The organism is Cupriavidus sp. 8B (genome assembly GCF_054589115.1).
This window is the reverse complement of sequence record NZ_BAAILO010000063.1, coordinates 1-12,207: the sequence shown is the minus strand read 5'-3', so window position 1 is coordinate 12,207 and position 12,207 is coordinate 1. Positions and strand designations below refer to the sequence as shown.

Sequence of the window (12,207 nt, the reverse complement as noted above, 5' to 3'; positions counted from 1 at the left end):
CCGGATGGGTTTCTCCTGGGAGCGCCTCAAGGAACTCAACCCGAAGCTGATCGTGGCTTCGGTCAAGGGCTTCAGCGACGGGCACCACTACGACGATTTGAAGGTCTATGAGAATGTCGCGCAGTGCGCCGGCGGCGCGGCTTCCACCACCGGCTTCTGGGACGGCCCGCCGACCATCAGCGCCGCGGCGCTGGGCGACAGCAATACCGGCATGCACCTGGCGATCGGCATCCTGACCGCCCTGATCGGACGCGATAAAACCGGCAACGGCCAGAAGGTGGCGGTGTCGATGCAGGACAGTGTGCTGAACCTGTGCCGCGTCAAATTGCGCGACCAGCAGCGCCTGGACCGGCTGGGCTACCTGGAGGAGTATCCGCAATATCCGCATGGCACATTCAGCGATGTGGTGCCGCGTGGCGGCAATGCCGGCGGCGGCGGCCAGCCGGGCTGGGTGCTGAAGTGCAAGGGCTGGGAAACCGATCCGAACGCGTACATCTACTTCACCATCCAGGGTCACGCATGGGCGCCGATTTGCAAGGCGCTGGGCAAGCCCGAATGGATCGAGGACCCGGCCTACAGCACGGCCCAGGCGCGCCAGCCGCACATCTTCGAGATTTTCAAGACCATCGAAGACTGGCTGGCCGACAAGACCAAGTTCGAAGCGGTGGATATTCTGCGCAAGTTCGATATTCCGTGCGCGCCGGTGCTGACCATGAAAGAACTCGCTAACGACCCGTCGTTGCGCGCGAGCGGCAGCATCACCGAAGTCCCGCACAAGGAGCGCGGCACCTATCTCACGGTAGGCAGCCCAATCAAGTTCTCCGACCTGAAGCCTGAGATCACCGCTTCGCCGTTGCTGGGCGAGCACACCGAGGATGTGCTGGCCAGCCTCGGTTATAGCAAGGCGCAAATCGAGCGCTTGCGCGACCTCCAGGCTGTTTGAAGACGGCAACCGCGGATCCGGAGCTTCGGCTTCGGCGCTGCCAGGTACGGCGGCCCGTCCGAGCGCTGTACTGAGTCGGTTCATCGCTTGAACAGCAGTTTTTCAAACGCCCGGCGGAACTGGAGGCCACCTCCAGCGCATGACTCGCGCGCGTATGGGCCGGGCGCGAACCAGCAGACGATATATAAGTTAAGCCGGGAGACTGAAGTGGGCAAAGCATTGGATGGTGTTCGCATCCTTGATTTCACGCATGTGCAATCCGGGCCGACCTGTACGCAGTTGCTGGCGTGGTTCGGAGCGGATGTGATCAAGGTCGAACGGGCGGGCGTGGGGGACGTTACGCGTGAGCAATTGCGCGACATCCCGGATGTCGACAGTCTTTACTTCACGATGCTCAACCACAACAAGCGCTCGGTCACGATCGACACCAAGCATCCGGAAGGCAAAAAGGTGCTCGAGGCGCTCGTGAAGGGGTGCGACGTGCTGGTTGAGAACTTCGCGCCTGGCGCGCTGGATCGGATGGGCTTCACCTGGGAGCGCATCCAGGAACTGAACCCGGCGATGATCGTCGCGTCGGTCAAGGGCTTCGGCCCGGGCCCCTATGAGGATTGCAAGGTCTACGAGAATGTCGCGCAGTGCGCAGGCGGCGCCGCGTCGACCACCGGCTTCGACGACGGCCCGCCGATGGTCTCGGGCGCGCAAATCGGCGACAGCGGCACCGGTCTGCATCTCGCGCTCGGCATCGTCACCGCGCTGTACCAGCGCAAGACCACCGGCCGTGGCCAAAAGGTGCTTGCCGCCATGCAGGACGGCGTGCTGAACCTGTGCCGCGTGAAGCTGCGCGACCAGCAGCGGCTCGAGCGCACCGGCGTAATGAAGGAGTATCCGCAGTATCCGAACGGCACCTTCGGTGATGTGGTGCCGCGTGCCGGCAACGCGTCGGGCGGCGGCCAGCCAGGCTGGATCCTCAAGTGCAAGGGCTGGGAGACGGATCCCAACGCGTACATCTATTTCATCACGCAGGCGCCGGTATGGGGCGCGATCTGCAAGGTGATAGGCCGCGAGGCGTGGGTCGACGACCCCGAGTACAAGACGCCGGCCGCGCGCTTGCCGAAGCTGCAAGAGATCTTCGCCGAGATCGAGCGCTGGACGATGTCGAAGACCAAATTCCAGGCGATGGAGATCCTGAACAAGTACGACATCCCGTGCGGCCCGATCCTGTCGATGACGGAGATCGCCGCGGAGCCGTCACTGCGCAAGACCGGCACCGTCGTCGAGGTCGACCACCCGACCCGCGGCAAGTACCTGACGGTCGGCAACCCGATCAAGCTGTCCGACAGCCCGACCGACGTTACGCGCTCGCCGCTGTTGGGCGAACACACCGACGAAGTGATGGCCGAACTTGGCTATACCCCGGATCAGATTGCTCAATTGCGCGCCGCCGGTGCCATTTGACCGCGCACTAAACGGTGATCAACCGCGTGTTTAGCATGCGGGACAAGATGCGACGGCCCGCACCCTCTCGGCACGGCCCGAGCGCACCCCATAATCGTGCAGGAGACATTGCGATGAAATCGTGGATACGCTTTCGGCTCGCCGATGGCAATATCGGCTTCGGCGTGCTGGAGAACGATCGCGTCACCGAATACGGCGGAGACATGTTCGGTGAGCCGGTCCCAACCGGCATCGTGCTGGACTTGGGCGAGGTGACGCCGCTCAGCCCCTGCGAGCCAGGCAAGCTGGTAGCGCTGTGGAACAATTTTCATGCGCTGGCCAAAAAGCTGGAAAAGCCCGTGCCGCTACATCCGCTGTTCCTGATCAAGCCCGCCAGCTCGGTGGCGGGGCCCGGCGATGCGATCGTGCGGCCCAAAAGCTATGCCGGCAAGATCGTCTATGAAGGCGAACTGGGCATCGTGATCGGCAGCAAGTGCTGCAATGTCTCGCCGGCCGAGGCTGCCGACCATATCTTCGGCTACACCATCGTCAACGATGTGACGGCGGCCGACCTGATCGCGGCGGACCCCAGCTTCCCGCAATGGTGCCGCGCCAAGGGCTTCGATACCTTCGGCTGCCTGGGGCCCGTCATCGTCGCCGATTTCGACTGGCGCTCGGCCAGCGTGGTGACGCGGCTCGATGGCGTGGAGCGGCAGAACTACCCGCTCGCCGACATGATCTTTTCCCCGCAGGAGCAGGTCAGTCGGATCTCGCAGGACCTCTCGCTGATGCCCGGCGACGTGATCGCCTGCGGTACCTCGCTCGGCGTCGGCTCGATGAAGGACGGCGCGGTGGTGGAGGTGGCGATCGAAGGGATCGGCGCGCTGGTGAACCATTTGCGCGGCTAGGCAGCCGGCGCGGCAGGGTCTCAAGCCCCGGCAGGCCGCGCACATCCAGGGAACGGTGAACAAGATGGCAATGACAATCGGTGTGCCCCTCGAAGTACACGCCGGGGAGCGGCGGGTCGCCGCGACGCCCGATTCGGTCAGGGAGCTGATCAAGCTCGGCTATAGGGTGGTGGTCGAGAGCGGCGCCGGTGCACAGGCGGCGTGCCCCGACCAGGCCTATCGTGCGGCTGGTGCTGACATCGTCGATGCCGCCAGCCTGTGGGCCACGGTCGACGTCGTAATCAAGGTGCGGCCGCCACAGGCCCACCCCACGCTCGGGGTGGAAGAGGCGGCCCTGCTCAAGAAGGGTGCGACCCTGATCGGCTTCATCTGGCCGGCGCAGCAGGCCGCGCTGCTGCAACGCCTGTCGCAGCGCTGCGCCACCGTGCTGGCGATGGATTGCGTGCCGCGCATCTCGCGCGCGCAGAAGCTCGATGCGCTCAGTTCGATGGCCAATATGGCGGGTTATCGCGCGGTGATCGAGGCCGCTCATGCCTTTGGCCGGCCATTTGCCGGGCAGATCACCGCCGCCGGCAAGATCCCGCCGGCGCGGGTTCTGGTGATCGGCGCCGGCGTGGCCGGGCTGGCTGCGATCGGCGCCGCGCGTAGCCTGGGCGCGGTCGTGCGCGCCTTCGATACGCGCCCGGTAGTGCGGCAGCAGATCGAAAGCCTGGGCGCCGAGTTCCTCTCGGTGGAAGTGGAAGAAGACGGCAGCGGCAGCGGCGGCTACGCCAAGGAGATGAGCACGGCCTTCATCGAGGCGGAGATGCAGCTGTTCGCCGAGCAGGCATGCGAAGTGGACATCATCATCACCACCGCGCTGATCCCCGGCAAGCCCGCGCCACGGCTGATCACGGCGGCCATGGTGGAGAGCATGCGCCAGGGTAGCGTAGTCGTCGACATGGCGGCGGAGCAGGGCGGCAATTGCGAGCTGACGGCGCCCGGCGAGATCGTGCAGCGCGCGGGGGCGACGGTGATCGGCTACACCGACCTGCCCAGCCGCATGGCCGCCCAGGCCAGCCAGCTTTATGCCACCAATCTGCGCCACCTGCTGGCGGAGCTGACGCCAGGCAAGGATGGCGAACTGGCGGTCGACATGGACGACGACATGATCCGCGGCGCCACCGTGCTCCATCGTGGCGCCATGTCGTGGCCGCCGCCGAAGACGGTGGAAATTGCTCCTGCTGCGCCGGCTGAAACGCCGGCGCCCACCGCGGCCACGGCCACGGAAAGCGGCAAACGCACCGGCTGGAAGGTCGCGCTGCTGGTGCTGGGGGCAGTGGCGCTGCTGGCGCTCGGCGCGGTGTCGCCGCCGGCCTTCCTGGCGCACTTCACGGTGTTCGTGCTCGCCATCTTCGTCGGCTACCAGGTGGTGTGGAATGTCACTGCGTCGCTGCATACGCCGCTGATGAGCGTGACCAATGCCATCAGCGGCATTATCGTGGTCGGCGCGCTGGTGCAACTGGGCAGTCCTTCGGCGGTTAGCAGCGTGATCGCGGGCATCGCGGTGCTGATTGCCACCATCAACATCGCCGGGGGCTTCCTGGTGACCCAGCGGATGCTGAAGATGTTCCGGCGCGATTGAGGAGAAGGCCATGCCATCGGGAATCAGTGAGATCGCCTACGTGAGCGCCAGTGCGCTTTTCATCCTGAGCCTGGGCGGGCTCAGCCACCCGGCCACGGCGCGCCGGGGCAACCTGCTCGGCATCGCTGGCATGGTGATCGCCATCGTGACCACCGTGCTGGTGTCGGGCCGCGACGGCATCGGCGTGGTGCTGGCGGCGATGACCGTGGGCGCGGCGGCCGGCGCGCTGCTGGCACGCCGCGTCGAGATGACGCAGATGCCGCAGCTGGTGGCCGTGCTGCACAGTTTCGTCGGCCTGGCGGCGGTGCTGGTGGGCTATGCCAACTATCTCGGCGCGGTGCCGCTGACTGGTGCGGAGAAGAGCATCCACGAGATCGAGACCTATCTGGGCATTCTGATCGGCGCGGTAACCTTCACGGGCTCCCTCATTGCCTTTCTCAAGCTGCAGGGCACGCTGGGCGGCAGGCCGCTGCTACTGCCGGGCCGGCACTTGCTGAACGCCGCCGCCCTGGGCGCCTGCGTGTGGTTGGGCTACGCCTTTCTGGCGGCGCCGTCGGCGCAGGAGGGCCTGGTCCCGCTCACCGCCATGACGGCGATCGCGCTGCTGGCCGGAGCGCACCTGGTAATGGCCATCGGCGGCGCAGACATGCCGGTGGTGGTGTCGATGCTCAACAGCTACTCGGGTTGGGCCGCGGCGGCCACCGGCTTCATGCTGGGCAATGATCTGCTGATCATCACCGGCGCGCTGGTGGGGTCGAGCGGCGCCATTCTCAGCTACATCATGTGCAAGGCAATGAACCGGAAATTCCTCTCGGTGATCCTGGGCGGCTTCGGCACCGCGCCGGCGCAGGCTGGCGCCGCCGTGGAAGGCGAGGTGGTGCCAGTGTCAAGTGAAGAGGTCGGGGCGCTACTGCGCGACGCGGCCGATGTGATCATCGTGCCAGGCTACGGCATGGCGGTGGCGCAGGCGCAGGGCACCATCAGCGAGATCACGCGGCGTCTGCGCGCGCAGGGCGTCAAGGTGCGCTTCGGCATCCATCCGGTGGCGGGGCGCCTACCCGGCCATATGAACGTGCTGCTGGCCGAGGCAAAGGTACCGTACGACATCGTGCTGGAGATGGATGAGATCAACGAGGATTTCGACAAGGCCGATGTGGTGCTGGTGGTGGGTGCCAACGACATCGTCAACCCCGGCGCGCTGGAAGATCCGGGCAGCGCGATTGCCGGCATGCCGGTCCTCGAGGTATGGAAGGCGAAGACAGTGGTGGTGTCCAAGCGCAGCATGGCTGCAGGATATGCGGGGGTGGACAATCCGCTGTTCTACAAGGACAACACGCGGATGTGGTTTGGGGATGCGAAGGGCAGTGTGGATTCGTTGTTGAGGCAGCTGGAGACAGTCCAGGCCTGAGCCGGGTACGACGGCTGGCGCCATCGCTGCCACGTCTGCCTGGTCCGAATGCGCGCGAAGTTGTGAGAATCCACAGCTTCGCGACCTGATCTATCAGCACGTATCGCACGATTGCCGACGCGGGAAACCAACGCCCAGACGAGAGTCCAATGTACGGCAAAAAAGCGCCTGTCAGCGCCCCTCTCACCGACGTGAAACCGCAGCCTCAGTTGGCTTGCCGCCCCCTCGCCCGCAGGTACTCGTTCTTCTTGTCGAAGATTAGCTGGCTGAGGAAGTCCGCGTCGTAGGCCTTCAGAAAATGGGCGTGGTATTCCTCGTTTAGCGGGCGACGCGCGTCTTCTCGCATTCGATCCCGCACAGCCAGTGGTACATCCCGGCGTCCCAGCGAAAGCGCAGGCCGAGTTCGGTGAAGGCCGCGTTGTAGGCGGTCAAATGGTCCTCGTCATCGCTGCGCGAGGCCGTGGTGCCGGCCGGCAGGGTGTTGTGCGTTTCGGACTGGACCTGGTTCGTGATCGGATTCCTTGCTCTCCGGAAGAGGTGGGCTTGAGCGCAGCATAGGTGTGCCGAACGAATTACGATAATTAAAGTTATATAGAAAGACCATAAATCATCGCTTATGTTTTATCAGGCCCTCCACACTCTTCGCCGCCCGGGAGAAGCTCAGGTGGCGCGCGACTGTCTCGAAAACCTTCAGCTGACGCAGCGTGGCGTTCCTCATCGTGCCGTCCTGTGCAATATATAAATGATCAGTAATGATAATGGTAAAAAACTTTATGTTTTGCTGATACCGAGATGGGCTAGCATCAATTCACGTGCCGCAATGTCTGGCGCGCCCAATAGACCAAGGGCTCCCCCCCGCAAGAGAAGCCCCGCTATCCGTGCCATAGAGCGCGAAACGCACCATCCAGGAGACTACACATGGCGCACTTTAACGCGGCAGGCCCTGCCGTGAGTCACGGCGGCTGGCTGCACAACCGATGGTTCCAGCTTTGTATCGGTGTGGTCTGCATGGGACTGGTGGCGAACCTCCAGTACGGCTGGACGCTGTTTGTCACCCCCATGAATGCCAAGCATCACTGGGGCGAATCCGCTATCCAGGTCGCCTTTTCCATCTTCATCGTGACCGAGACCTGGCTGGTGCCGCTGGAGGGCTGGCTGGTCGACAAGCTAGGGCCGCGCCCCGTGGTGGCGGGCGGCGCGCTTTGCGTCGGACTAGCCTGGGTGATCAACGCCTATGCCACCAGCCTGCCCCAGTTGTACTTCGCCGCAGTGGTGGCCGGCATCGGCGCCGGGGGCGTCTATGGCACCTGTGTGGGCAACGCGCTCAAATGGTTTCCCGACAAGCGGGGCCTCGCCGCCGGCCTTACCGCGGCGGGCTTCGGTGCGGGATCGGCGCTGACGGTGATTCCGATCGCCAATATGATCCAGCGCGCCGGCTACGAGCAGGCCTTCCTCACCTTCGGCATCCTGCAGGGCGTGTGCATCTTCCTGATGGCGCTGCTGCTGGTGAAGCCGCGACCGCCCAAGGGTGTAGTCGCAGCCAAGGCTGTGCTGACCAACCCGGTCGAGTTCACGCCAGGGCAAATGGTGAAGACGCCGGTGTTCTGGATCATCTATGCGTCATTCGTCGCGGTGGCGGCCGGCGGCATCATGGCCACCGCGCAGTTGGGGCCCATTGCCAAGGACTTCGGCTTCGCCTCGATGCCAGTGACCATGCTGGGCTTCACGCTGCCGCTGCTCACCATGACGCTGTCGATCGACAACCTCTGCAATGGCTTCACGCGCCCGCTGTGCGGTTTCATCTCCGACCGCATTGGCCGCGAGAACACCATGTTTTTCATCTTCATTGGCGAGGGCCTGGCGCTACTGGGCCTGATGACGTTCGGCCACAACCCTTACTGGTTCATGGGCTTCGCGGCGTTGACCTTTCTCTTCTGGGGCGAGATCTTCTCGATTTTCCCGGCCCTGTGCGCGGACACCTTCGGCAGCAAGTTCGCGGCCGCCAATGCCGGCACGCTCTATACCGCAAAGGGCACCGCGGCGATCCTGGTGCCGCTGGCTTCGGTACTATCGGCGCGGGGCAGCTGGGACGCGGTGTTCACGGTGGCGGCACTGGTCACCATTGCCGCCGGCCTGTCCGCCAAGTTCGTGCTGGCGCCGATACGAAGGCGCTTCATTACCGGCCATGCCGCAGCGCTCACGCCCGTCACCGACAGCCAGGCCTGCTTGGCCCGGTTATCCGCGCGCAAGGGGAAGTAAAGGCAGCAGAAATGGACCGGCCCGTGCGACGCGGGCGGCCTTTCGTGACGCCACCGGGCGAGTTCGCCGCAGCCGCAAGAGGAGACAGCCCTTGCCCATGCCCATGCCCATCCCGCTGAAGCAAGTGCATAGCCAACCCGGCGAAAGGGAGGGCCAACCATGAATATCTCACAGCGAGCCGGCAAGCTATAACGCTCGAAATTCGTCTGCAACGGCTTTCCAATGGCACCAGACATTGGTTTGCGGATAGTAGGTGCCGATACAGCGAGTGGTCCGCGTTCTTGTCCGTTCTTAAAGAAACGAACGACGAGCACCGCCTGGTCCTGTGCAATCACATTCACGCGATCTCTAACCCGAAGATGGTTGTTTGCACTCGCGTTGATACCGGCGTCGACCTGGCAAGCGCGATTCGGCACATCAACGCATTAGTTAATCAATTTATTAAGGGGATTTTATGCCAGGCCCGGTTTCTCGATCAACGCCCAGGCGGGAAACCACACCAGATCCTCGACGGCACCATCGCCCTCGAAGCGAGAGTCGAACGTCTTGCGCGCAGATGTTCGCCCCGGTAGATGAAGTAAGGCACCGGAAACATGAAGTTGGCGCGTTCGTCGCGATCCGCGCTAGTGCGGCAACGTGATGCCCCCGACGCCAAGGCCGGCTTCCCATAGCGGCCGCTCGATGTCATCGAAATCCTGCGCCGCGCACGTCGTCCGAACGTCGCGGCCGCGACCGCCAATGCACCGCAGCGCTTGCGGAACCTCATATCGCCTCGGGCACGGAATGCCGAAGCCCGTGGCAGGCGTCGCGGCTCCTCCTCTCGATGCGCATGCGTCTTATCCCTTCGTGAAGATTTCCAGAAAATGCTTGCTCGGATCCTCGAAATAGATTCTGCGGCAGCCATCGTCCGTGCTGACCTCGCCGGGGCGGCGGCGGTATGGGTCCGACCAGTACATCAGGTTGCGCGCGCGGATTCGGGCGAGGCTTTGCTCGAATTCGACGTCGCTGATCAGGAAGGCATAGTGCTGCAGGGCAACATCGCCTTGCGCATCCATGAAGTCCAGGGTGACATCGTTGTCCAGCCTTACGGCAAGAAACGGCCCGAACGGCACGGCCGCGGGACGTCCGAGGATCTCGCAGAAGAAGTCGGCGGACACCTTCTTGTCATGAGAAAAGACGATGGTGTGGTTGAGCTGGATGGCCATGTCGCAATCTCCTGGAAGGGGCATGTGCAAGGACCGGCATGCGAGCCGGCCGGGAACGGCCAACCGGCCGTCACGCAGAGGCTGACGTGCGCCACCCTCGCAGGGTACATGGATTTCGGCGCGCCGGGCGGGCGTCACCGGCCAGCCTCCATGCGGTCGAAGTCTCCGTGATGCCGGCGTGAACCGGCGGCGAGGTAACGCTGGATGCCAGAAGCAGTATGCCCGTCGCCTCGCGCCCTGGGGCGTCGACCACGCCCACGCCTTCCCTCTCACGCAGGCAAAAAAAAAGCGCACATCCGGGTACTGGCGACTTCGGCCGCCCGCAAGCCACCGAGATACAACACGGTCAGCAGCCAGCGGCACCGCGCCGCGTGAAGCCTGTCGCGCTCGGTCCAGTCCGGGAGCGAGGTGCCGTCTTGCGCCACGCCCGGCTTTTGCCATTGGCTTTCCGCGCTCTGGAGAGAGGGCCGCGCGCTAGGAAATGCGGCGCACACGATCCTCAGCATGTACCTGTATCCCGGCCTGAATGTGACGGTAGCGTGTTGCGGCCAGCGTTACAAAGCCCGCCGGGACTATCGCCCGGTCCGGGCCTATCCTTTTTACATCCCTACTGCCGCGACGAAAGGAGTTAGAAATGACGACAATCTGGACGCTTACCGCAGATGGCAGCCGAGCCCGGATCTTCCAGGCGCACGGGATGGAGCGGGATCTCGAGGAGATCAAGGGCTTCGTCAATCCACTGGGACGTGCCAAGGATGGCGAGTTGCGCGACGATGCGCAGGGACGCTTTGCCGGCAAGGGCGAACCGATGCATTCGATGGCGCCGCGGATCGATCAGGCCGAAAAAGAACGTGTCGAGTTTGCCCGCATGCTGAGCCAATATCTCGGACAGGCGCGCGTGGAGCAGCGCTACGACAAGCTCCGCCTCGCCGCCGCGCCGAAGTTCCTAGGCATGCTGCGCGAGCACCTTGACAAGGAAGTGCAGAAGGTGGTGTTCGAGGAGCTCAACGAGGATATCTCCAGGCTGGGCGCGCGCGAGGTGCAAAGCCGTCTCGCCGCCCGCTGAGCTTGGCCCCGGCTTCGGCTGCGCCGGCAGCCTCAACGCCGTAGATGTGCGATTCATGGCCGCAGATCATTTCGTCACCCGGACGGGTATGCGCCAGGATGGCGACGAGATTGCACATCGTGCCGGACGGCATGAAGACACCCGTCTGTGCAGGCATGGCATCAGAACCCGGCGACGTCTTCCAGCGGCAGGTCGGCCGCGCGGGGCGCCGCCGGCGGCGCCATCAAGGAGCGGGCTCGAGAGCTGTGTGATTCACTTGCAGGCGGAATACAGCGAAGCGGTTGTAGTAGCCAACGACATCGTGAAACGGCTTGGTGTCCCGGATGCAGCCGACGCCAACCTTGGACGCTTCGTTGATGCCGACCGACACTACGATATCTTGTTGACGCGCGACGCGCCGGATCCGCTCGGTGGCGGGGTGGTCAATGGTGACGGCACTCTAGGCTATGCGCACAAAGAAATCGCGGTTCTCGACCTGCGCGCGAACACCGGACCATACCGGGAAGGCGCAGATGTGGGCCTCCGGGAAGGCGACAATCCTCGCGCCGTTTTGGGCCGCCTCCGCAATGAGCGCGCAAGTCTTGTCAATGGTCCGCCTCAAGATCGAAGTGGATCGGAGAAACATGGCATGCGCCGGCTTTGCATCGTGTAACTGACATAGTGATTGGTTTCCATTGAAAGATCTCAGTTTGCATAGGCACAGCCATGCGTGAGTAGAGGCAGTTGCAAGGATTTTCAAGCCGCTGCTTGACCGTTCCGTACACCATTAGCCACAAACAGCGCAATATCAACCTCATCGATCTGTTCCGGGCGCATGAAGCGCTCGGCATAGCGGCGATAGACGCCAGAGGTCAGGAACAGAGCGAACAAGTCCGGATCAAGATGGTGCTGCGCCGTGGCCATCGACATGATGCGCACCGACTCGGACAGGGTCTTCGCCTTCTTGTACGGGCGGTCCGCCGCCGCGCCGTTGCGATCAAACGCCACGGCGGCGTTCAACGTTTCGCCATCCGCCAGGTACAGCACGCCTGCGTCTCCCCCGGCCGCGTTGAGCAATTTCCGCAGGAGCACAGGCGGGAGCTGATCGAGCCGGCTTTCAGCAGAGATTGCCTGCACGATGATCAGGAAGCGTTGGATGTTCTGCCGCATCTGTTCCGCGGCGATGCCGAGCGCGCTCACCTCGCTGATCCGGGACCGGACGGCAATGGGCTGCAGGAAGTCGAACCGATGGTGCCGAGGAAATTGAAATGGCAACAATAATTGTGGCTCTTTTGAAAAATGAGTGGGTTATGCGGCATGCGGGTTGATCGCGGAGAAGTCGAGCTTTCCGGCGATCAGGAAGATCACGGTGCGCATGGTG

The 12,207-nt window shown here is 63.7% G+C and carries 11 protein-coding genes and 2 pseudogenes; 8 read left to right on the top strand and 5 right to left on the bottom strand.

Annotated features, from left to right (window positions below; genetic code table 11):
* The 5 genes from frc (ACYP5B_RS06245) to ACYP5B_RS06225 all read left to right on the top strand — a co-directional run.
* On the top strand, nucleotides 1-943 hold a 943-nt coding region (gene frc / locus ACYP5B_RS06245), incomplete at its 5' end, for a formyl-CoA transferase (protein WP_459568981.1).
* 207 nt (nucleotides 944-1,150) lie between these two features.
* Entirely contained in the window at nucleotides 1,151-2,398 is a 1,248-nt protein-coding gene (frc, locus tag ACYP5B_RS06240) for a formyl-CoA transferase (RefSeq protein ID WP_400093383.1), read from the top strand.
* Nucleotides 2,399-2,511: 113 nt separating this feature from the next.
* Nucleotides 2,512-3,285, top strand: a complete 774-nt coding sequence (locus ACYP5B_RS06235; RefSeq protein WP_400093381.1) for a fumarylacetoacetate hydrolase family protein — start codon at nucleotides 2,512-2,514, stop codon at nucleotides 3,283-3,285.
* Between the two features lie 64 nt (nucleotides 3,286-3,349).
* Nucleotides 3,350-4,909: a Re/Si-specific NAD(P)(+) transhydrogenase subunit alpha gene (locus ACYP5B_RS06230; protein ID WP_459568980.1), complete on the top strand. Its 1,560-nt coding sequence runs from the start codon at nucleotides 3,350-3,352 to the stop codon at nucleotides 4,907-4,909.
* 10 nt (nucleotides 4,910-4,919) lie between these two features.
* Nucleotides 4,920-6,317, top strand: coding sequence for an NAD(P)(+) transhydrogenase (Re/Si-specific) subunit beta (locus tag ACYP5B_RS06225; RefSeq protein ID WP_459568978.1), 1,398 nt, complete (start codon nucleotides 4,920-4,922; stop codon nucleotides 6,315-6,317).
* A 205-nt stretch (nucleotides 6,318-6,522) separates the two neighbouring features.
* Here ACYP5B_RS06225 and ACYP5B_RS06220 read toward each other — a convergent pair.
* Nucleotides 6,523-6,794: pseudogene (locus ACYP5B_RS06220) on the bottom strand (LysR family transcriptional regulator).
* A 157-nt stretch (nucleotides 6,795-6,951) separates the two neighbouring features.
* Nucleotides 6,952-7,035: pseudogene (locus ACYP5B_RS06215) on the bottom strand (LysR family transcriptional regulator); the annotation flags it as partial.
* Nucleotides 7,036-7,235: 200 nt separating this feature from the next.
* On the opposite strand from ACYP5B_RS06215, the gene oxlT reads away from it, so the two are divergent.
* On the top strand, nucleotides 7,236-8,576 hold the full coding sequence (gene oxlT, locus ACYP5B_RS06210) for an oxalate/formate MFS antiporter (RefSeq protein WP_400093376.1): 1,341 nt from the start codon (nucleotides 7,236-7,238) through the stop codon (nucleotides 8,574-8,576).
* A gap of 836 nt (nucleotides 8,577-9,412) precedes the next feature.
* On the opposite strand, the gene ACYP5B_RS06205 is transcribed toward oxlT, so the two are convergent.
* Entirely contained in the window at nucleotides 9,413-9,781 is a 369-nt protein-coding gene (locus ACYP5B_RS06205; RefSeq protein ID WP_267603031.1) for a VOC family protein, read from the bottom strand.
* Between the two features lie 634 nt (nucleotides 9,782-10,415).
* Between ACYP5B_RS06205 and ACYP5B_RS06200 the strand changes: the two genes are divergently transcribed.
* Complete coding sequence (locus ACYP5B_RS06200) at nucleotides 10,416-10,847, top strand: host attachment protein (RefSeq protein ID WP_400093372.1); 432 nt, start codon at nucleotides 10,416-10,418, stop codon at nucleotides 10,845-10,847.
* Here ACYP5B_RS06200 and ACYP5B_RS06195 read toward each other — a convergent pair.
* Nucleotides 10,786-11,004, bottom strand: a complete 219-nt coding sequence (locus tag ACYP5B_RS06195; protein ID WP_459568977.1) for a beta-eliminating lyase-related protein — start codon at nucleotides 11,002-11,004, stop codon at nucleotides 10,786-10,788. The genes ACYP5B_RS06200 and ACYP5B_RS06195 overlap by 62 nt on opposite strands.
* Nucleotides 11,005-11,094: 90 nt before the next feature.
* Between ACYP5B_RS06195 and ACYP5B_RS06190 the strand changes: the two genes are divergently transcribed.
* The gene (locus ACYP5B_RS06190; RefSeq protein ID WP_459568976.1) at nucleotides 11,095-11,499 is read left to right on the top strand and encodes a hypothetical protein; all 405 of its coding nucleotides are present in this window, start codon (nucleotides 11,095-11,097) and stop codon (nucleotides 11,497-11,499) included.
* A gap of 83 nt (nucleotides 11,500-11,582) precedes the next feature.
* Here ACYP5B_RS06190 and ACYP5B_RS06185 read toward each other — a convergent pair whose 3' ends face one another.
* Nucleotides 11,583-12,026 carry a hypothetical protein gene (locus tag ACYP5B_RS06185; protein WP_459568975.1) on the bottom strand — a complete coding sequence of 148 codons (444 nt, stop codon included), beginning with the start codon at nucleotides 12,024-12,026 and terminating at the stop codon, nucleotides 11,583-11,585.
* Between the last annotated feature and the right edge of the window lie 181 nt (nucleotides 12,027-12,207).